This window comes from Streptomyces vilmorinianum (genome assembly GCF_005517195.1).
Taxonomy (GTDB): Bacteria; Actinomycetota; Actinomycetes; order Streptomycetales; family Streptomycetaceae; genus Streptomyces; species Streptomyces vilmorinianum.
In genome coordinates, this window is record NZ_CP040244.1 from 6,164,468 (window position 1) to 6,183,502 (window position 19,035).

The window sequence follows — 19,035 nt, forward strand, 5'->3', positions numbered from 1 at the left end:
CCGGTCACGCTACGTCACACCTGCGAACGCCCACGCCCCCGGGTCCCGGCCCTACCCCTCCGCCGCACCCTGCGCGATCGCGTCCTCGACCTCCGCCACCCGCGCCGTCTCCTCCGCCGCGAACCGCTCCCGGTCCAGCGCCTCCGCGATCTCCTCGTCCTGGGTCATCAGCAGGTCCAGGTTCGAGTCGCCGAGGTCGAAGACGCCCATGTCCAGGTAGGCCTTCTGGAGGCGTTCGCCCCACAGGCCGATGTCCTTCACGCACGGCACGATCCGGCTGAACAGCAGCTTGCGGAACAAATGCAGGAACTCGCTCTGCTCGCTGAGCTCCTCCGCCTCCTTCCTCGCGATGCCGAAGTTCTCCAGGACCTCGACGCCGCGCAGCCGGTCCCGCATCAGGTAGCAGCCCTCGATCACGAACTCCTCGCGCTCGCGCAGCTCCGCGTCCGTCAGCTGCTTGTAGTAGTCGCGCAGCGCCATCCGCCCGAAGGCCACGTGCCGGGCCTCGTCCTGCATCACGTACGCCAGGATCCGCTTCGGGAGCGGCTTGTCCGTCGTGTCGCGGATCATGCCGAAGGCCGCCAGCGCGAGTCCCTCGATCAGCACCTGCATGCCGAGGTACGGCATGTCCCAGCGCGAGTCCCTGAGCGTGTCGCCGAGCAGGCCCTGGAGGTTGTCGTTGATCGGGTAGAGCATGCCGATCTTCTCGTGCAGGAAGCGGCCGTAGATCTCCGCGTGCCGCGCCTCGTCCATCGTCTGGGTCGCCGAGTAGAACTTGGCGTCCAGGTCCGGGACGGACTCCACGATCCGGGCGGCGCAGATCATCGCGCCCTGCTCGCCGTGGAGGAACTGGCTGAACTGCCAGGAGGCGTAGTGCCTGCGCAGATCACCCTTGTCCTTCTCCGTCATGGCCGCCCAGTGCCGCGTGCCGTGGAGGGTGAGGACCTCGTCCGGGGTGCCGAGGGGGTCGTACGGGTCGACCTCCAGCTCCCAGTCGATGCGCTTGGCGCCGTCCCACTGCTTGTCCTTGCCCTTCTGGTAGAGGGCGAGGAGCCGTTGGCGGCCGTCCTCGTACTCCCAGCTGAAGCGCGCCGAACCGGTCGCCGGGACCTGCCAGACGGGGTCTGCCGGGGCTTTCGTGTAGAGGTCGCGCGTCGACACTGACGCCTCCTTGTGTTCGTTCCTGCCAACAGGCCTCGAAACAGGCGGACATGGGCAGGCTGACACCTTGGTAGACGCCGAGTCAACAAGTGGCGCACGGGGGATTGACGGGCCTACTGACGCGCAGTCTCATAAGATGTGACCGCTCGACCCGACCGCCGGTAACCCGACCGCGAGCACAGCGAGGTGCCCCCGTGACCGCCGTGACCGAGCACGACTTCACTCTCCTCCGGGACGCCCTGGGGCCTCTGCGCGACCGGGAACAGGTCGCCGCGCGACTCCTCGAGTCCTCCCTCAAGCACTCCTTCGACCCCGAGACCGAACTCGACTGGGAGGCACCCGTCGAGGAGGGCAAGTGGTTCTGGCCGCCGGAGCTGGTCTCCCTCTACGACACCCCGCTGTGGCAGCGGATGTCCGAGGAGCAGCGGATGGACCTCGCCCGGCACGAGGCCGCCTCGCTCGCCTCGCTCGGCATCTGGTTCGAGATCATCCTGATGCAGCTGCTCGTCCGGCACATCTACGACAAGTCCCTCACCAGCGACCACGTGCGGTACGCGCTCACCGAGATCGCCGACGAGTGCCGGCACTCGATGATGTTCGCCCGGATGATCCAGAAGGGCGGCGCGCCCACGTACCCGGTGCCGCGGATCTACCACAACCTGGCCCGCGTCCTGAAGACCGTCTCCACCACCCCCGGCTCCTTCGCCGCGACCCTCCTCGGCGAGGAGATCCTCGACTGGATGCAGCGCCTGACCTTCCCGGACGAGCGCGTCCAGACCCTGGTGCGCGGGGTGACCCGCATCCACGTGGTGGAGGAGGCCCGCCATGTGCGGTACGCCCGCGAGGAGCTGCGGCGCCAGATGGTGACCGCGCCCCGCTGGGAGCAGGAGTTCACCCGGCTGAGCTGCGGCGAGGCGGCCCGCGTCTTCTCCACCTGCTTCGTCAACCCCAAGGTGTACGAGAACGTGGGCCTGGACCGGCGCGAGGCCGTCGCCCAGGTCAGGGCCAGCGGCCACCGGCGCGAGGTCATGCAGTCGGGCGCGAAGCGGCTGACGGACTTCCTCGACGACATCGGTGTACTGCGGGGGCCGGGGCGGCGGCTGTGGAGGTCCTCGGGCCTGCTGGCGTGAGGACCTGGGACCCCGGGCGTCGACTCCGGCCACGCGGCGCAGCCGCACCTCGCACACAGCCTCCGGGCTGTCGGCCTGAGTGTCGCTCCGCGGAGTTACGCTGCGGGGCATGACCAGTGCCGCCTCGCCCGCGTACCGCCGGCTCAGCGTCGAGGAGCGGCGTCTGCAGCTGCTCGACGCCGCTCTGACGCTCTTCGCGCACCGGGCCCCGGACGAGGTCTCCCTCGACGACGTCGCCGAGGCCGCGGGCGTCTCCCGGCCGCTCGTCTACCGCTACTTCCCCGGCGGGAAGCAGCAGCTGTACGAGGCGGCGCTGCGCTCCTCCGCCGACGAGCTGGAGCGCTGCTTCGCCGAGCCGCCCGTCGGGCCGCCGACCGAGCGGCTCGGCCGGGTCCTCGACCGCTATCTGGCCTTCGTCGACGAGCACGACGCCGGCTTCAGCGCCCTGCTCCAGGGCGGCAGCGTCGCGGAGACCTCCCGGACGACCGCCATCGTCGACGAGGTACGGCGGGCCGCGGCCGAGCAGATCCTCGTCCACCTGGGGGTGGACCGGCCCGGCCCCCGGCTGCGGATGATGGTCAGGACCTGGATCGCGGCGGTGGAGGCGGCCTCGCTCATCTGGCTCGACGAGGAGAAGCGGCCGCCCGCCCCCGAGCTGCGGGACTGGCTGGTCGACCATCTGATCGCGCTCCTCGCGGCGACGGCCGCGACCGACGAGGAGACGGGGTCGGTGGTCAAGCGACTCCTCGCGCAGGAGACGGCCGAGGGGCCGGTGGGGACGCTGGCGCGTCGGGTGACCCCCGTGGTGAGCGAGGCGGCGCACCTCATATGAGACGGGTGCGTACGGGTGTGAGACTGGTGGCGTGAGAAGCGAGAACACCCCCTTTCGAGGCGGACCCCTGGACGGACGGGTCCTGCCCGTCCTCGTCGGACCGACCGGGCATCCGCCGAAGTGGTACGAGGTACCGGTGCCGGACGCCGACGGCGGGCCGCCGACCGTCCACGCGTACCGCCGCGAGCCGGCCGGGCACAGCAAGCGGCTCGGGCTCCCGCGCGGCTGGGTGTACGAGTACGCCCCCGAGGGCCGCGAGCGGCACGAGCTGAAGTGGCCGTGGTCCAAGCCGAACGGGTGAGCGCCTTAGCCCGAATCGCCCCTTCGTAGGCTCATCGCACCCCCTGGCCCCCGCATCATCTCGGTGGAGGTGATGACGTGTCAGGAAAGCTGCTGCGCACGGTCTGCACGGGGGTGCTCGCGGCGACGACGGCGCTGGCGGGGGTGCCGGCGGCCACGGCCGACGACCCGGCGGATCCACCGGTGGAGGTCCCCGCCGACACCACGGACGCGACGGACCCGGTCGACGCCACGGACGCTACGGACCCCGCCGACGACCCCACTGCGCCCGCCGGCCCCGCCGACCCCGCCGACGGGACGCCCCTCGACGACGCCGGTGAACTCCCGCCCTCCGGCGGCGACTCCGTCGTCACCCTCCTCACCCGGCTCCGGACCCTCTACCGCCAGGCCGAGCAGGCCACCGAGACCTACAACGCCACGGACGAGGCCCTGAGGCTCCAGACCGCCGACACCAAGAAGGTCACCGCCGCACTCACCGCCGCCCGCGAAGCGCTCGCCCAGGGCCGCAACGAGGCCGGACGGCTCGCCCGGGAGCAGTACCAGGGGCGCGCGACGACCTCGGCGTTCTCCCCGTACCTGCGGCTCCTGCTCGCCGAGGACCCCCGGCACGCCCTGGACCAGGGCCATCTGATGGCCCGTGCGGCCCGCGACCGGGCCACCACCGTCTCCCGGCTCACGGCGGCGGAGAAGAAGGCCGACGCGCTCGCGAGCGCCTCCCGCAAGGCCCTGGACCGGCAGCAGACGCTCGCCGCCCGGCAGAAGAAGCAGCGGGAGGACGTCCAGACCCGGCTGGCGGAGGTCCAGAAGCTGCTGGCCTCGCTCCCCGCCGACCAGCTCGCCCGGCTGACCGAACTGGAACGGACCCAGACAGCGGGCGCCCAGCGCGAACTCCTCGACTCCGGCGTCCTGGACGGCGACCGGACCCCTTCGCAGGAGGGCGGAGAGGCGCTGCGCTACGCGGTGCGGCAGATCGGCAAGCCGTACGTGTGGGGCGCCGAGGGACCTGAGTCGTACGACTGCTCGGGGCTGACCTCGCAGGCCTGGGCGAACGCGGGCCGCGAGATCCCCCGGACCAGCCAGGAACAGTGGCATACCCTCCCCAAGGTGCCCCTGCGCGAGCTGCGCCCCGGCGACCTGGTGATCTACTTCCCGGAGGCCACCCACGTGGCGATCTACCTCGGTCAGGGCCTGGTCGTCCAGGCCCCGCGCCCGGGCGCCCGCGTGAAGGTCTCCCCGATCGCCGCCAACCCCCTCCTGGGCGCGGTCCGCCCGGACCCGACCGCGGCCCCTCTCCTCGCGTTCACGCCGCCCGAGCTCCCGGCGGGAGCGACGGACGGAGCCGACGAGGGGTTCGATCGGGCCTGAGCCGCACCGGCCAAGCCCTTTGTCGGTGGGGCCTGTCAGCGTCCAGCGACTGATCATTTACGTGGCGGTGACTTTGCGCGGGGTTCTGGGGGCCGGTGTGGCAGCGGCGCCGCTCGTCACCGGAGGCGCCGTGGGCGCGGGGACGGCCGTGGCGGCCGGGGATCCGACGTTCTCCTTCGACCCGGTCGAGAACAAGGTCCTCATGCCGGGCGAGGGCTGGACCTGGCCGGCGCCGCCGAGCACCGGCGGGCAGAACACCGGGGAGTCGGACGGCACGTACGTCTACGCGCTGAGCAAGAAGCCGCTCACGGACGCCACCTGGTCCGGCGGCGGACTGCCGGCCGGGCTGAAGCCGGAGGGGGCGGACGGCTGCACGCCGAAGGCCGGGATCGCCGGCGTGTACCTCTGCGACCTGAAGGGCTGGGGCAACCCGGCGCCCGGGATCTCGGCGTCGAGCACCGCGGCGGACGGCACGACGGCCTACTACGGCCTCGTCTACGTGCCGCGCGGGGCGAGCGTCGACGCGGGCTCGAAGGTCATCGGTCCGCGTCGGGCGCACGCGTGGCGCCGGGCGACCTGAACTCGGACGGCAAGGCGGACCTGGTGGCGCGGGACGCCTCGGGCGCGCTCTGGTACTACCAGGGCACGGGGGTCGCGGCGAAGCCGTACGCGGCGCGCGTGAAGGTCGGCACCGGCTGGCAGCAGTTCAACCTGCTGTTCTAGCGGGCCCGCGGGCCCCGAAAGTCGCGAGCAGCGGCCTCCGTCCCTGGTGGGCGGAGGCCGTTGCTCTGTTCGTTCGGCGGGGCTCAGCCCTGAGCGACCGACGCGAGGTACGCGGAGGTCTTCTCCGGGTCGAAGAAGAAGTTCTCGAAGTCGGCCGGGTCGTTGAAACCGTTCGCGAAGCGGTCGGCGACCGGCTGGAGCTGGCCCGCCGCGCCGATCAGGTTCAGGACGTGCTCCGGAGGGACGCCCAGCATGGCGTTCGTCCACTTGGTGACGTGCTGCGCCGTGTCCCAGTAGCGGTCGAACGTGGCCCGCATCCACGCCTCGTCGAAGGGCTTGTCGCCGTTCTCGACGATCGACGCGAGGTAGGCCGCCGCGCACTTGGAGGCCGAGTTCGAGCCCTGGCCGGTGATCGGGTCGTTGGCGACGACGACGTCCGCGACGCCGAGGACCAGGCCGCCGCCGGGGAGGCGGCCGATCGGGTTGCGCACGGTCGGGGCGTAGCGGCCGGCCAGGGTGCCGTTCGCGTCGGTCAGTTCGACCTTCGTGGCCCGCGCGTACTCCCAGGGCGTGAACTTCTCCATCAGCTCCAGCGTGAGCGAGAGGTGCTCGGAGGGGTCCTTGACGCCCTGGAAGACGTCGAGCGGGCCGCCCGGGATCCCCTCCCAGAAGAGGATGTCGGCGCGACCGGAGGTCGTCAGGGTCGGCATGACGAAGAGCTCGCCGACGCCCGGGACCAGGTTGCAGCGCACCGCGTCGAAGTCGGGGTGCTCGGGACGCGGACCGAGGCCGTGGACGTAGGCGACGGCCAGCGCGCGCTGCGGCTCGCTGTACGGGGAACGGGCGGCGTCCCGGCCGAACATGGAGACCAGCTCGCCCTTGCCCGCGGAGACCAGCACCAGGTCGTACGTACGGGAGAAGAAGTCCAGGTCGGAGACTGCCGCGCCGTGGATGACGAGCTGGCCGCCGCGCTGGGCGAAGGTCTCCATCCAGCCGGCCATCTTCACGCGCTGGTCGACGGACTGCGCGTAGCCGTCGAGCTTGCCCACCCAGTCGATGGCGCGGGACGCGTCGGGCGCGGCGACGGAGACGCCGAGGCCCTTGATCTGCGGGGCCTGGGACTCCCAGAAGTTGAGGGACAGGTCCCGCTCGTGCTGCAGCGCGGTGTCGAACATGCACTGGGTGGACATGACCCGGCCGGACCGGATCTCGTCCGCCGTGCGATTGGACATGAGGGTGACCTCGTAGCCCTGCGCCTGCAGTCCGAGGGCGAGCTGGAGACCGGACTGCCCGGCTCCGACGATGAGTATCTTCCGCATGACGGGGTTCCTATCGCGTTATTCGGGAGAGGCTTCGAGCGCGTGCGCGACCATGGCGAGCAGCGTCTCGACGACGCTGTACCGCTTGCGCGCGTCCATGATCACGACGGGTACGTGCGGGGGCACCGTGAGGGCTTCCCGGACGTCCTCGGGCTCGAACAGCTCGGTGCCCTCGAAGTGGTTGACCGCGACGATGTACGGCAGCCCGCAGCTCTCGAAGTAGTCCAGGGCGGGGAAGCAGTCGGTCAGCCGGCGGGTGTCGGCGAGCACGATCGCGCCGATCGCGCCGCGCACCAGGTCGTCCCACATGAACCAGAAGCGCTGCTGTCCCGGCGTACCGAAGACGTACAGCACCAGGTCGTCGTCGAGGGTGATCCGGCCGAAGTCCATCGCCACGGTCGTGGTGCTCTTGCCGGGCGTCGCGGAGAGATCGTCGGTCTCCTCGCTCGCCTGGGTCATCAGCGCCTCGGTCTGCAGCGGAGTGATCTCCGAGACCGCCCGGACGAAGGTCGTCTTGCCGACGCCGAAGCCGCCGGCGACGACGACCTTGGTCGCGATGGGGGCGCGGGTGTGGTCGAGCTGCCAGTCCTGCGCGCCCTCTTCGGTGTCCGTGACGGGACCGGGTTCACGGGGTTCGGGCTGGGCGGGGATTCCGGCGAGGGCCGGGGCAGCGGCTTCAGAGACGGCGGAGTCCACTCAGCACCCTTTCGAGCAGCGCGCGGTCGGGCTGGCCGGTGCCGTGACCGGTCCCGTACACACGGATCTTTCCCTGGTCGGCCAAGTCGCTGAGCAGCACGCGCACGACACCCAGCGGCATCTTCAGGAGCGCCGAGATCTCCGCGACGGTACGCATCCGGCGGCAGATCTCGACGATCGCCCGCATCTCCGGCATGAGCCCGCGGGCGCCCGGCCGGCCGCCCGTCAGCACCTTGCGCGCGGCCGGCGCCTCGAGGGCCGCGACGAAGGTCTCGACGAGCAGGACGTGGCCGAAGCGGGTCCGGCCGCCCGTGAGCGAGTACGGACGGACGCGGGCGGGCCGCCGGCCTTCCCCGCGGACCGGCAGCTTATGGGCGTGAAACCCCGACGAGACGGACGTCATTGGCTGCTCTCCAACGATTTGCGCAGCTCGCTGCGGAGTTCGGGGGTGAGGACGTGTCCGGCGCGGCCGACGAAGAGAGCCATGTGGTACGCGACCACGCTCATGTCGCAGTCGGGCTCGGCGTGGACCCCGAGCAGCGAGCCGTCGCTGATCGACATCACGAAGACGCTGCCCTCCTCCATCGCCACCATCGTCTGCTTGACCCCGCCGCCGTCCATCAGCCGGGCCGCGCCGATGGTGAGGCTGCCGATGCCGGAGACGATCGTGGCCAGGTCGGCGCTGGAGCCCCGCGGGCCGCGCGGGCGTTCCTCGGTGACCGCGGCGTTCTGGGCCGACGGGTCGGACGAGAGCAGGAGCAGTCCGTCGGACGAGACGACGGCGACCGAGCGGACACCGGGCACCTCCTCGACGAGGTTGCCCAGCAGCCAGTGCAGGTTGCGGGCCTCTCTGCTCAGTCCGAATGTTTCGGTCGCAGTCAACTACGTGCCTCCTCGACTGTGTCCCCCGTCATCTCCTCGGTACGTGCGGTCTGTGTGGTCTGTGCGGCCTCCCCGGCCTCCCCGGCTTCGATCTCCGCCTCGACGTCCCGTCGCCCGTCCCTGGCCCCCTGGTGGAAGCCACCCAGCCTGCGGCGCAGCGCCTCGGCGTCCACGCTGCCCGTGCGCGGGGCGGCGGAGGTGTCGGCCGTGGGGACGATCTGCGGGGTGCGCTTGGGCAGGCCCTTGTCGGTGACCTGCTGTACGGCCGGTTCCTCGGCGCGCTCGTGGGTGTCCGGCTCGGGCGCCGGGTCGGGGAGGCGGACCTGCAGGGTCGTCTCGGAGACGGACTCCGCCGGGGACTCCTCGGGAGCGCCTGAGTCCGCTTCGGCCTCCTCGGCCTCCTCGGCCTTCTCGGCCTTCTCGGCCTTCTCGGCCTTCTCGGCCGCCGCGAAGGCCTGTTCCGCGGCCACCACCAGAGGGTCCCTGGTACGGGACGGCAGGGCGTTGGAGTTCGCCTCGGCGACCGAGCCCGGGAGGTTGAACGTGGGCGCCGCGCCCGCGACCGGCACCGCCGGCGGGACCGCGGCGGGCGGGGCCGTCGGCAGCAGCGACTGCGGCAGGACGACCACCGCCGCGATGCCGCCCTGCTTCTGCTCCCGCAGCTGCACCCGTACGCCGTGGCGGGCGGCGAGCAGGGCGGTGACGCGGATCCCGAGCCCCTCCCCCTCGACGTCGGCCGGGTCGGCCTCGGCGAGCCGCGCGTTGAGCTCGGCGAGCCGGGACTCGGTCATGCCGATGCCCTCGTCCTGGACGGAGAGCATCACCTCGCCGCTCTCCAGGAGCCAGCCGGAGAGCTGGACCTGGGCGTCGGGCGGCGAGAAGGAGGTGGCGTTCTCCAGGAGTTCGGCGACGAGGTGGCTGAGGTCGTCCGCGGCGAAGCCGGCGATCTGGGCGTGCGGCGGCAGGGACTGGATGGTGACCCGCTCGTACCGCTCGATCTCGCTGACGGCGGCGCGCAGCACGTCGACCAGCGGGACCGGCCCGGGGTGACCGTGGACGTGCTCGTGACCGGCGAGGACGAGGAGGTTCTCGCTGTGGCGGCGCATGACGGTCGCCATGTGGTCGAGCTTGAAGAGGGTGGCGAGCCGGTCCGGGTCCTGCTCGCGCTCCTCCAGCTTCTCGATGACGCCGAGCTGGCGCTCCACCAGGCCGAGGCTGCGCAGCGAGAGGTTGACGAAGGTGTGGTGGACGGTGTGGCGGAACCGTTCGAGCTCGGCGGTGAGAAGGGCCGTGTGGCCCTGGAGCTCGGCGCGCTGGACGGCGAGTTCGGCGGCGAGGGCCTCGCGGGAGCCTTCCAGGCCGGCGCGCTCGCCGTCGAGCCGCTCGGTCCGCTGAGCGAGAGCGGCCAGCTTGCCCTGGAGCGTGTTGAGGGACCGTACGACCTGGGCGAACTCGTCGTTACGGCCGGTGAAGCGCACCGGCTCCTCGGTCTCCGGGGCCGGAGCGGCGGCGAGGCGGGCGGCTCCGATGCGCAGCACGGCGAGGGGGCGGGTCAGGGTGCGGGCGACGTAGGTGGAGATGCCGATCGCGACGAGCAGACAGCCGCCGAGGAAGGCGATGCGCAGTTCGAGGGCGGTGACGTCGTCGTCGCGGAGCTGGGCGAGCCGCTCCACCTGGTCGGTGGCGAGGGCCGATTCGGCGCCGCGCATCTGCTCGACGCGGGCGGAGAGAACGGCCTCCAGCTTCTCGCGGTCGGTCTCGCGCTCGGACTCGGTGAGCCTCGGCTGGTCGGTGAGCCGGGCCAGCTCGCGTTCGGCGTTCTTGACGTCCGGGCCGGTGACCGTGGCGGTGAACGCGTCGCGGGCGGTGGCCGAGGCGGCCTGGTCGAAGTCGGCGAGGGCGGTCAGTTCGCGGACCCGGGCCTGCTGGGCGGCTGCCGTCAGGGCGTCCCGGGCCCGGTCGGCCTCGTCGGCGCCCTCGGGCTCGTCGGGGACGTACGTGCCGGTGACGGGGTCGTAGTGGGTGCCGGTGGACTCGGGCTGGGGTACGGCGAGGGCGGCGAGGAGCAGCCCGCGGGCGGCGGAGGCCTGCTCGACGGCGCGGCCGAGGGCGGCGGGGGCGCGGGTGGCCTCGGCGGCGCGGGCGGGGGTCTTCTCGGCCAGCTCGTCGGCGAGGGCGTGGAGCTTGGCGATGACGTTGGAGTAGGCCCTGTGGGCCTCCAGGGCGGTGCCCTTGCCGGTGAGCGCGGTACGGCGGAGGGAGGGCAGGCCCGCGAGGTCGCGGCGCAGCTCGGCGGGGGCGGCCGGCCCGATCTCGTCGATCTGGCGGTCGACGCGGGTGGAGCGGGCGTCCGTGATCTGCAGCCGGTCCTTCGCGTCGCCCGTCTGCTCGTCGCGGCCCGCGGCGATGTACGCGACGACCTCGTCGCGCTCGTCGGCGAGGGAGTGGGCGAGGGTGACGGCCTGGCGGTCGAGCTCGGCGAGAGTGACCAGGCTCTGGGAGTCGGTCAGTTCGGCGGAGGCGGTGAGGACCGCGGGCGCGCCGGCGGCGAGGACGGTGACACCGACGAGGGCGACACCGGCGACCAGGCGGTTGCGGACGCGCTTGGGACGGCCGGCGGGAACGCCGGCGGCTCCGGGGGTGGATCCGGCGGTGGCTCCGGCCGTGGATCGGGCGGTGGCTCCGGCCGTCGCGGGACCCGTGGCGCCGTCGCCCGTGGTCAGCGGGTCACCGGGGCTCTGGCTCCGCGTGCCGTTGTTGCTCCGAGGCCGCTTCTTCTGCACCGGTGCTCGCATTCTCGACTCGTCCACCCATGAAGCAGAGGTGACGACCGGTCACATGAAAGAGCGCCCCCACCCCTGGTACGGCTTCCGACCATTCCAGCGCTTCTGGGAAGGGGACGCGCATCGGCCGCTCCGCCACCCGAACGAGTGAACAACACTCATGAGTTGGCGAACAACTTCCGATGGGGGCTTCCGCGGGCCCTCGCCGGGCGCCGGTTGGATCTTCCGCGCGTGCTTTGGCAGGATGCCCGCCCGCAGCTTCCCGGAGCCTCCAGTTCCGTCTCCCGCAGCGGCCTCGACGGCTTGGTACAGGCCAGATTCGGCCGTTTGGAGGCACTGTGAAGGAGTGATGCAGCCTCCATGGGCCCGCGGGCAGACTGGAGATCATGCGCACCGACGTGGTCACCCTCCCCGGCAGCCCCGAACGCCCCAACGAGGACTGGGCAGCGGCCGCTCTGCCCGCCGCCGGCGAGGGTGGGACGGTCGTGGTGCTCGACGGGGTGACACCGCCGGCCGGTCATGACGGTTGTGTGCACGACGTGCCCTGGTTCACCGCGCACCTCGGCGGAGCTTTGACCGAACTGTCTGTTTCGCGGCGTGACTTGACGCTGCCCGAGATCCTGGCCATGGCAATCCGGCGCACCGCGGACGCCCACCGGAAAACCTGTGACCTTTCTCACGTACGTACGCCTCAGGCGACCGTCGCGATGGCCCGCTGGGACGCGGCCGTGGTCGAGCACCTGGTCCTGTCGGACGCCGCGCTGCTTCTGGAGGCGCCGGACGGCTCGGTCCGGGCGGTGCTCGACGACCGGCTCGACCGGATCCCGGACGAGATCCGCCGCTCACTGGAGGCGACGGACCGCCTGCGCAACCAGGAGGGCGGCTTCTTCACGGCCGCGGCGGACCCGGAGGTGGCGCGGCGGGCGGTGGCCGGGACGACGCCCCGCTCGGCGGTACGGGCCCTGGCGGCGCTCACGGACGGGGCGACGCGCTGGGTGGAGCTCTTCGAGGAGGGCGACTGGGCGGACTGCTTCGGGGTGCTGCGCGAGGAGGGCCCGCACGGCCTGCTCCGGCGGGTACGGGCCCTGGAGGCGGCGGGCGAGGCTGCGGGCGGCACCCACCGCTGGAAGCTGCACGACGACGCGACGGCGGTGTACGCGTCGCTTTGAGGCCCTGCCCGCCCCTCAGCCCTCCGCGCGGGCGTTCAGCTGGTGCAGCAGGCGGGCCAGTTCGGCGACCTCGCCGCGGTCCCAGTCCGCGAGCTTGCGGACGTACCGCCCGCGCCGCGCGTCCCGTACCTTCCGGAAGCGGACCCGCCCCTCCTCCGTCAGCCGGACGAGCGAGGCGCGCCCGTCGGCCGGGTCGGGGTCGCGGGCGACGAGCCCGAGGTCCTCCAGGGCGCGCAGTTGGCGGCTCATGGTCGCCTTGCCGACGCCGAAGTACCCGGCGAGATCGGTGGCGCGCTGCGGGCCGGCGTCGTCGAGCCGTACGAACAGGCCGTAGGCGGCGGGCTCCAGTTCGGGATGGACCTCGCGGGCCATCTCGCCGGACTGAGCGCGGGCACGGCGCAGAAAGACCGCCAGTTCCCGTTCCAGGGCGAGGAATTCCTGGTCCACACCAATCCTGGTGGTGGGCTCGCCTTCACTCCCCGTACCGCTTCCGTGCACGTCAGCACCCCTCGCGCGCTTTCCGGTCGCTGAAAGCTTCTTTCGGCCGCGGCCATCGCCGCAGCTCCCCCAGTATTTCGCAGGAGTAGACCAACGGCAGCACTCAGGCCCTCTTCCGCCGGTAGGTCTACGTGCGTAGCGTCTCCCCCAGCGCATCTATGACATGTCCACAGCAGGACTTGTCGACATCGCTCCCCCACCGAGCCTTTCGGAGGCACGCAATGCCCGTGCACAGATCCGGAAAATCCCTCGCCGGCGCCGCGCTCGCGGCCCTGGCCCTGCTTCTGCCCCTCCTCCTCTCCGGCACGGCGAACGCCGCGCAGGACCCCGGCGCCCGACAGGTCCCCGCCCGTGGCAGCGCCTGGATGGGCATGGGCGTCCCCGCCCATGACGGTCAGGGTGGCAAGCCGGGAGGCATCTCGATCCAGGCGGTCCAGACCGAGGGCGTGGACGTCTCCAGCCACCAGGGGAACGTCGCCTGGTCGACCCTGTGGAACAGCGGGGTGAGGTGGGCCTACGTCAAGGCGACGGAAGGCACGTACTACAAGAACACCTACTTCACGCAGCAGTACAACGGCTCGTACAACGTGGGTATGATCCGCGGCTCGTACCACTTCGCGACCCCGGACACGACGACGGGCGCGGCGCAGGCCGACTACTTCGTGAACAACGGCGGCGGCTGGTCCCGGGACGGGAAGACGCTGCCGGGGGCGCTGGACATCGAGTGGAACCCGTACGGCGCGACCTGCTACGGCAAGACGCAGTCCGGGATGGTCGCCTGGATCCGCGACTTCGTGAACCGGTACAAGTACCGGACCGGCCGCGACCCGGTGATCTACACGGCGACGAGCTGGTGGAAGCAGTGCACCGGCAACTACGGCGGCTTCGCCACCACCAACCCGCTGTGGATCGCGCGGTACGCGACGACGGTGGGCGAACTCCCGGCCGGCTGGTCGTACTACACGATGTGGCAGTACACCTCGTCCGGCCCGACGGTCGGCGACCACAACCACTTCAACGGTGACCTCTCGCGGGTACAGGCGCTGGCGAACGGCTGAGCGCGGTCCCTTTCGGCGGCTTCCCGGGTACGCGGCGGCGGACCCGGGAGGCCGCTCCTCACTCTTGCGTATTGGTATGGACCAATGCGAGGCTTCGGGTCGACGGTGTCGTACGGGCCCAACTTCCGTACGCCGCCCGCACGTTGCTCGTCCCGTACTCCCCACGCACGAGAGAGAGCCTCGTATGCCGTCCACCCGCCGCGCTGCCACCGCAGCCGCCGCCGCACTGTCCGCCGCCGTACTCGTCCCCCTCACCCCGTCCACGGCAGGCGCCCACGGAGCCGTCTTCAACCCGGTGAGCCGGGTCGCCGCGTGCTACGCGGAGGGGCCGGAGAACCCGAAGTCGCAGGTGTGCAAGGACCTCGTCGCCGACTCGGGCACCCAGCCGCTCTACGACTGGAACGAGGTGAACATCGCCAACGCGGACGGGCAGCACCAGCTGCTCATCCCGGACGGCAGGCTCTGCTCGGCCAACCGCGAGAAGTACCGCGCCCTGGACTGGGCGCGCACGGACTGGCCGGCGACGGCGGTCACGGCGGGCTCCTTCGACTTCAAGGTCCGGGTGACGGCGCCGCATTCGGGGACGATGACGGTGTACGTCACGAAGGAGGGCTTCGACCCCACGCAGCCCCTGAAGTGGTCGGACCTGGACGCGACCCCGGTGGCCACCTACGCCACGACCCGCACGGCGACGGACGGCTTCTACGCCTTCACCGGCAACCTGCCCGCCCGCACGGGCCGCCACATCGTGTACAAGGTCTGGCAGCGCAACGACAGCCCGGAGGCGTTCTACAGCTGCTCGGACGTCACCTTCGGCGGTACGACGGCGGCCTCCGCCCCGAGCGAGGCGAAGATCGCCGCGGGCGCCGACCGCTCCACGGTCAGCCACGCGGGCCACGGCGGCGACGAGCTCCCCCCGGCCCTCTCCGCAGAGGCCGCCACGCCGGACGCCTCCCCGCTCCCCCTCGCCCTCACGGCCGCGGGCGCGCTTGCCGCCTTCGGCGCGGGGAGCGTGCTTCTGTCGCGCCGCCGGAGGGCGTCCTAGACGCACGGTCGGTGTCCGGCCCAACCCGGTCTACGCGTCCGCGTCACCCATCGTGGACCGGGCGGGAGCGGCGACCGCGTGGGCGTCGGCGGGGAAGAGGGCGGCGAGCCTCGGTATCGCCTCGGCGTCCAGTCGGCGGCCGCGAGGCGGGGCGGTGGGGTCCGGGGCGTCGTCGCCCTGTTCGGTCGAGACCTTGTCGAAGAAGGCGTCGCCGGAGTCGTCCTCCTGGTCGGTCAGCTCGTCGTAGACGTCCTGCGCGACGTAGTCGAGCTCCTCCCACTCGGGCCAGTCCTCGTCGTCCCAGTCGTCGACCGGCCGCCCCGCGAGTCGCCTGACCTCCGGCACGTCCGCCAGCGAGTCCGGGTCGGCCAGGGCGGATTCGTAGACCTTCTGCCCCTGACTCACGAGCCACAGCCGGAAGTACGCGAATCCGTCATCCGAGCACCGGCCGCCCTCGATCCGCTCCGCAGCCGCCCACAACTCCCAGCTGTACGCGGCGTCGCACGCCCGCTCAAGGCACACGTGGAAAGCCACGCTGTCACCGGCGGGCCGCCGCAGCAGCTCCGCGCTCAGCCACTCCAGTCGGTCGTCCCGGTCGCCCGGCTGCCGGCGCAGGTCCTCGATGAGTGCCCAGAAGGCGTTCTCGTCCATGCCCTGAGCATGGCAGCCGCCACTGACAACGGTGGGGCACCCCCGCACAGGGGTGCCCCACCGCTCAGGGAGCGTCACGCCGCCGCGCTCACCGCCATCTCCGCCGGGGACAGGGCGAGTTCCAGGACCTGGCGGACGTCCGTGACCGGGTGGACCTCCAGCTTGTCCAGGATCTCCGCCGGGACGTCGTCCAGGTCGGCCTCGTTCCGCTTGGGGATCACGACCGTCGTGATGCCCGCGCGGTGGGCCGCCAGGAGCTTCTGCTTCACGCCGCCGATCGGCAGGACGCGGCCGGTCAGGGAGACCTCGCCGGTCATCGCCACGTCCGTGCGGACCAGGCGGCCGGAGAGCAGCGAGGCCAGCGCCGTCGTCATCGTGACGCCCGCGCTCGGGCCGTCCTTCGGGACCGCGCCCGCCGGGAAGTGGATGTGCACGCCCCGGTCCTTCAGACCGGTCACGGGCAGCTCCAGCTCCGCGCCGTGCGAGCGCAGGAACGAGAGCGCGATCTGAGCGGACTCCTTCATCACGTCGCCCAGCTGACCGGTCAGGGTCAGGCCCGCCGCGCCCGTCTCCGGGTCGGCCAGCGACGCCTCCACGAAGAGGACGTCGCCGCCCGCGCCCGTGACCGCGAGGCCGGTCGCGACGCCCGGCACGGCCGTGCGGCGCTCGGCCGGGTCCTGGGCGGACTCCGGGATGTGGTGCGGGCGCCCGATCAGGCCCCGCAGGTCGTCCGGGGTGACCGAGAACGGCAGCTCCCGGTCGCCCAGTTCGTGCTGCGCCGCGACCTTCCGCAGCAGCCGCGCGATGGACCGTTCCAGGTTCCGTACGCCCGCTTCCCGCGTGTACTCGCCCGCCAGCTTCCGCAGCGACGCGTCCTCGAGGACGACCTCGCCCGGCTCCAGGCCCGCCCGCTCCAGCTGCCTGGGCAGCAGGTGGTCACGGGCGATGACGACCTTCTCGTCCTCCGTGTACCCGTCGAGCCGCACCAGCTCCATCCGGTCGAGCAGGGCCTCCGGGATGGCCTCCAGGACGTTGGCCGTGGCCAGGAAGACGACGTCGGAGAGGTCGAGTTCGACCTCCAGGTAGTGGTCCCGGAAGGTGTGGTTCTGCGCTGGGTCGAGGACTTCGAGGAGGGCAGCCGCCGGGTCGCCCCGGTAGTCGGAGCCGACCTTGTCGATCTCGTCGAGCAGGACGACGGGGTTCATCGACCCGGCCTCCTTGATCGCCCGTACGATCCGGCCGGGCAGCGCGCCCACGTACGTACGCCGGTGGCCGCGGATCTCCGCCTCGTCCCGTACGCCGCCGAGCGCCACACGGACGAACTTCCGGCCCATCGCGTGCGCGACGGACTCGCCGAGCGAGGTCTTGCCGACACCGGGCGGGCCGACCAGGGCGAGCACGGCGCCGCCGCGCCGCCCGCCGACCACGCCGAGCCCGCGCTCGGCGCGACGCTTGCGCACCGCCAGGTACTCGGTGATCCGCTCCTTCACGTCCTCCAGGCCCGCGTGCTCGGCGTCGAGGACGGCCCGCGCGCCCGGGATGTCGTACTGGGTCGCGCCGTCATCGGTTCGCTCGTTCCAGGGGAGTTCGAGGACGGTGTCGAGCCAGGTGCGGATCCAGGACCCCTCCGGGGACTGGTCGCTGGACCGCTCCAGCTTCTCGACCTCCTTGAGGGCGGCCTCGCGCACCTTCTCCGGCAGGTCGGCGGCCTCCACCCGCGCCCGGTAGTCGTCGGACTCGTCACCCTCCGTCTCACCGTTGAGGTCGCGCAGCTCCTTGCGTACGGCCTCCAGCTGACGCCGCAGCAGGAACTCGCGCTGCTGCTTGTCGACGCCCTCCTGGACGTCCTTCGCGATGCTCTCGGCCACGTCCTGCTCGGCCAGGTGCTCGCGCAGCTGGGCCGTGGCGAGCTTGAGGCGGGCGACCGGGTCGGCGGTCTCCAGGAGTTCGACCTTCTGTTCGACGGTGAGGAAGGGCGAGTAGCCGGAGTTGTCGGCGAGCGCGGAGACGCCGTCGATCTGCTGGACGCGGTCCACGACCTGCCAGGCGCCGCGCTTCTTCAGCCAGCTGGTGGCCAGGGCCTTGTACTCCTTGACCAGTTCGGTCACGGAGCCGGGCAGCGGCTCGGGCACGGTCTCCTCGACGACGCTGCCCTCGACCCAGAGCGCGGCGCCGGGGCCGGTCGTCCCCGCGCCGATCTTGACGCGGCCGCGGCCGCGGATGAGCGCGCCGGGGTCGCCGTCCGAGAGCCGGCCGACCTGCTCGACGGTGCCGAGGACGCCGGTCCCGGCGTACGTGCCGTCGATGCGGGGCACGAGGAGCACCCTGGGCTTGCCGGTATCGGCGCGGGCGGCGGCCTGGGCGGCCTCCACCGCGGCGCGTACGTCGTTGTCGGACAGGTCGAGCGGCACCACCATTCCGGGCAGCACGACCTCGTCGTCGAGCGGCAGCACAGGCAGAGTGAGCGGTGAGGACGTCGAAGCCATGATCTCCCCTTCGGCAGTCAAGTTGAGCTATGTGGACTCAATGCACGGGGGTCATGGAATGTTCCTGGGGGTCTGTTCGCCCTGAGCGATCACTCTCGCGGGCGGCCGAGCGGATGCCTTGTAATACCTGCATGGATATGGCGTCTATTACATCCGCCTGGGTGGCCGGCTGGACCGTCTCGCGGGGCACTCCGCCCGCGGTCGCCGAGCCCTGGGGCTACCGGATCGACGTGGGGCTCCCGACGCACGTGTTCCGGCACGTCCTGCCGGCTCCGGACGCGGTGTCCGTGGGCAAGCTCTGCGAGGAGATCACCGAGCCGTACGCCTGGCTGAAGGTGATGGCGGGGCCGGAGGAGGTCGCGGAGTGGATCACCCCGGGGTGGACCGTCCCTGACGACCCCGGCTTCATGATGTGCAAGCGCCTGGACGCGGGCGCGCGGCCGCCCGCGCCGGAGGGATACGCGCGGACGACGGAGACCCGCGACGGCGTGATCCGGGTCCGGATCGTGGCACCGGACGGCACGCTCGCCGCCCGCGGCCAGATGGCCCCGACGGGCGCGACGGCGGTCGCCGACCAGATCGAGACCCACCCCGACCACCGCCGCCGCGGCCTCGGCGCCAACGTCATGCTCACCCTCGAAGCGGCGGCCGCCCAGTCCGGCGCGGTGACGGGAGTGCTCTCGGCGACGACGGACGGGCTCGCGCTGTACGACTCGCTGGACTGGCGCTACGAGGGCCCGCTGACCGGCATCGTGCGGGACGCGTAGCGGCGGCGCGCGTGGCGGGGGGCGGGAGCGCGCGTGGCGGGAGCGCGCGTAGCGGCGGCGCGCGTGGCGGGGGGCAGGGCGCGCGTGGCGGGGGCGCATGACGCGCGCCCCGACCCCACCCCCGCGCGCTGGAAACGTGCGCGGAATTGCAACCTCCGTACGCCTTCGGT

At 72.1% G+C, this 19,035-nt stretch carries 19 protein-coding genes; 10 read left to right on the top strand and 9 right to left on the bottom strand.

The window, feature by feature from the left end:
* Positions 1-51: 51 nt before the first annotated feature.
* Positions 52-1,161 (bottom strand): ferritin-like domain-containing protein, encoded by a 1,110-nt coding sequence (locus tag FDM97_RS28410; protein WP_137993356.1) that lies wholly within the window; start codon positions 1,159-1,161, stop codon positions 52-54.
* Between the two features lie 194 nt (positions 1,162-1,355).
* On the opposite strand from FDM97_RS28410, the gene FDM97_RS28415 reads away from it, so the two are divergent.
* The 6 genes from FDM97_RS28415 (at position 1,356) to FDM97_RS36055 (ending at position 5,511) form a co-directional block, all read left to right on the top strand.
* Complete coding sequence (locus FDM97_RS28415) at positions 1,356-2,291, top strand: AurF N-oxygenase family protein (protein WP_137993357.1); 936 nt, start codon at positions 1,356-1,358, stop codon at positions 2,289-2,291.
* Positions 2,292-2,400: 109 nt separating this feature from the next.
* On the top strand, positions 2,401-3,123 hold the full coding sequence (locus FDM97_RS28420; RefSeq protein ID WP_137993358.1) for a TetR/AcrR family transcriptional regulator: 723 nt from the start codon (positions 2,401-2,403) through the stop codon (positions 3,121-3,123).
* 31 nt (positions 3,124-3,154) lie between these two features.
* The gene (locus tag FDM97_RS28425) at positions 3,155-3,424 is read left to right on the top strand and encodes a hypothetical protein (RefSeq protein ID WP_137993359.1); all 270 of its coding nucleotides are present in this window, start codon (positions 3,155-3,157) and stop codon (positions 3,422-3,424) included.
* A 77-nt stretch (positions 3,425-3,501) separates the two neighbouring features.
* Complete coding sequence (locus FDM97_RS28430; RefSeq protein WP_137993360.1) at positions 3,502-4,788, top strand: C40 family peptidase; 1,287 nt, start codon at positions 3,502-3,504, stop codon at positions 4,786-4,788.
* 97 nt (positions 4,789-4,885) lie between these two features.
* Positions 4,886-5,368: a hypothetical protein gene (locus tag FDM97_RS28435; RefSeq protein ID WP_137993361.1), complete on the top strand. Its 483-nt coding sequence runs from the start codon at positions 4,886-4,888 to the stop codon at positions 5,366-5,368.
* On the top strand, positions 5,350-5,511 hold the full coding sequence (locus FDM97_RS36055) for a hypothetical protein (RefSeq protein WP_175439266.1): 162 nt from the start codon (positions 5,350-5,352) through the stop codon (positions 5,509-5,511). Before FDM97_RS28435 ends, FDM97_RS36055 begins: the two co-directional genes overlap by 19 nt.
* A gap of 83 nt (positions 5,512-5,594) precedes the next feature.
* Here FDM97_RS36055 and FDM97_RS28440 read toward each other — a convergent pair whose 3' ends face one another.
* The 5 genes from FDM97_RS28440 to FDM97_RS28460 are packed head-to-tail and all read right to left on the bottom strand — an operon-like array spanning position 5,595 to position 11,191.
* The gene (locus tag FDM97_RS28440) at positions 5,595-6,830 is read right to left on the bottom strand and encodes a styrene monooxygenase/indole monooxygenase family protein (RefSeq protein WP_137993362.1); all 1,236 of its coding nucleotides are present in this window, start codon (positions 6,828-6,830) and stop codon (positions 5,595-5,597) included.
* Positions 6,831-6,848: 18 nt separating this feature from the next.
* Positions 6,849-7,526 (bottom strand): GTP-binding protein, encoded by a 678-nt coding sequence (locus tag FDM97_RS28445; protein WP_432816254.1) that lies wholly within the window; start codon positions 7,524-7,526, stop codon positions 6,849-6,851.
* On the bottom strand, positions 7,507-7,929 hold the full coding sequence (locus FDM97_RS28450) for a DUF742 domain-containing protein (RefSeq protein ID WP_137993363.1): 423 nt from the start codon (positions 7,927-7,929) through the stop codon (positions 7,507-7,509). Before FDM97_RS28450 ends, FDM97_RS28445 begins: the two co-directional genes overlap by 20 nt.
* Complete coding sequence (locus tag FDM97_RS28455; protein WP_137993364.1) at positions 7,926-8,408, bottom strand: roadblock/LC7 domain-containing protein; 483 nt, start codon at positions 8,406-8,408, stop codon at positions 7,926-7,928. Before FDM97_RS28455 ends, FDM97_RS28450 begins: the two co-directional genes overlap by 4 nt.
* On the bottom strand, positions 8,405-11,191 hold the full coding sequence (locus FDM97_RS28460; RefSeq protein WP_432816290.1) for a sensor histidine kinase: 2,787 nt from the start codon (positions 11,189-11,191) through the stop codon (positions 8,405-8,407). Before FDM97_RS28460 ends, FDM97_RS28455 begins: the two co-directional genes overlap by 4 nt.
* Before the next feature lie 386 nt (positions 11,192-11,577).
* Here FDM97_RS28460 and FDM97_RS28465 point away from each other — a divergent pair, with 386 nt between their 5' ends.
* Complete coding sequence (locus tag FDM97_RS28465; RefSeq protein WP_137993365.1) at positions 11,578-12,360, top strand: protein phosphatase 2C domain-containing protein; 783 nt, start codon at positions 11,578-11,580, stop codon at positions 12,358-12,360.
* 15 nt (positions 12,361-12,375) lie between these two features.
* Here the strand turns inward: FDM97_RS28465 and FDM97_RS28470 are convergent, their stop codons facing one another.
* Complete coding sequence (locus FDM97_RS28470; protein ID WP_137993366.1) at positions 12,376-12,858, bottom strand: MarR family winged helix-turn-helix transcriptional regulator; 483 nt, start codon at positions 12,856-12,858, stop codon at positions 12,376-12,378.
* 221 nt (positions 12,859-13,079) lie between these two features.
* Between FDM97_RS28470 and FDM97_RS28475 the strand changes: the two genes are divergently transcribed.
* Both FDM97_RS28475 and FDM97_RS28480 read left to right on the top strand, forming a co-directional pair.
* Entirely contained in the window at positions 13,080-13,916 is an 837-nt protein-coding gene (locus FDM97_RS28475; protein WP_137993367.1) for a lysozyme, read from the top strand.
* Between the two features lie 184 nt (positions 13,917-14,100).
* Positions 14,101-14,961, top strand: coding sequence for a lytic polysaccharide monooxygenase auxiliary activity family 9 protein (locus FDM97_RS28480; RefSeq protein WP_137993368.1), 861 nt, complete (start codon positions 14,101-14,103; stop codon positions 14,959-14,961).
* Positions 14,962-14,991: 30 nt separating this feature from the next.
* On the opposite strand, the gene FDM97_RS28485 is transcribed toward FDM97_RS28480, so the two are convergent.
* Positions 14,992-15,612: a DUF4240 domain-containing protein gene (locus FDM97_RS28485; RefSeq protein ID WP_137993369.1), complete on the bottom strand. Its 621-nt coding sequence runs from the start codon at positions 15,610-15,612 to the stop codon at positions 14,992-14,994.
* Between the two features lie 74 nt (positions 15,613-15,686).
* On the bottom strand, positions 15,687-18,098 hold the full coding sequence (gene lon / locus FDM97_RS28490; protein ID WP_137993370.1) for an endopeptidase La: 2,412 nt from the start codon (positions 18,096-18,098) through the stop codon (positions 15,687-15,689).
* Positions 18,099-18,229: 131 nt separating this feature from the next.
* Here lon and FDM97_RS28495 point away from each other — a divergent pair, with 131 nt between their 5' ends.
* Positions 18,230-18,865 (top strand): GNAT family N-acetyltransferase, encoded by a 636-nt coding sequence (locus tag FDM97_RS28495; RefSeq protein ID WP_137993371.1) that lies wholly within the window; start codon positions 18,230-18,232, stop codon positions 18,863-18,865.
* Positions 18,866-19,035: the final 170 nt, after the last annotated feature.

Coding starts and splice junctions, on each gene's coding strand:
- FDM97_RS28420 (WP_137993358.1), top strand. CDS start 2,401: ATGACCAGTGCCGCCTCGCCCGCGTACCGCCGGCTCAGCGTCGAGGAG.
- FDM97_RS28440 (WP_137993362.1), bottom strand. CDS start 6,830: ATGCGGAAGATACTCATCGTCGGAGCCGGGCAGTCCGGTCTCCAGCTC.
- FDM97_RS28450 (WP_137993363.1), bottom strand. CDS start 7,929: ATGACGTCCGTCTCGTCGGGGTTTCACGCCCATAAGCTGCCGGTCCGC.
- FDM97_RS28465 (WP_137993365.1), top strand. CDS start 11,578: ATGCGCACCGACGTGGTCACCCTCCCCGGCAGCCCCGAACGCCCCAAC.
- FDM97_RS28475 (WP_137993367.1), top strand. CDS start 13,080: ATGCCCGTGCACAGATCCGGAAAATCCCTCGCCGGCGCCGCGCTCGCG.
- FDM97_RS28480 (WP_137993368.1), top strand. CDS start 14,101: ATGCCGTCCACCCGCCGCGCTGCCACCGCAGCCGCCGCCGCACTGTCC.
- FDM97_RS28485 (WP_137993369.1), bottom strand. CDS start 15,612: ATGGACGAGAACGCCTTCTGGGCACTCATCGAGGACCTGCGCCGGCAG.
- lon (WP_137993370.1), bottom strand. CDS start 18,098: ATGGCTTCGACGTCCTCACCGCTCACTCTGCCTGTGCTGCCGCTCGAC.
- FDM97_RS28495 (WP_137993371.1), top strand. CDS start 18,230: ATGGATATGGCGTCTATTACATCCGCCTGGGTGGCCGGCTGGACCGTC.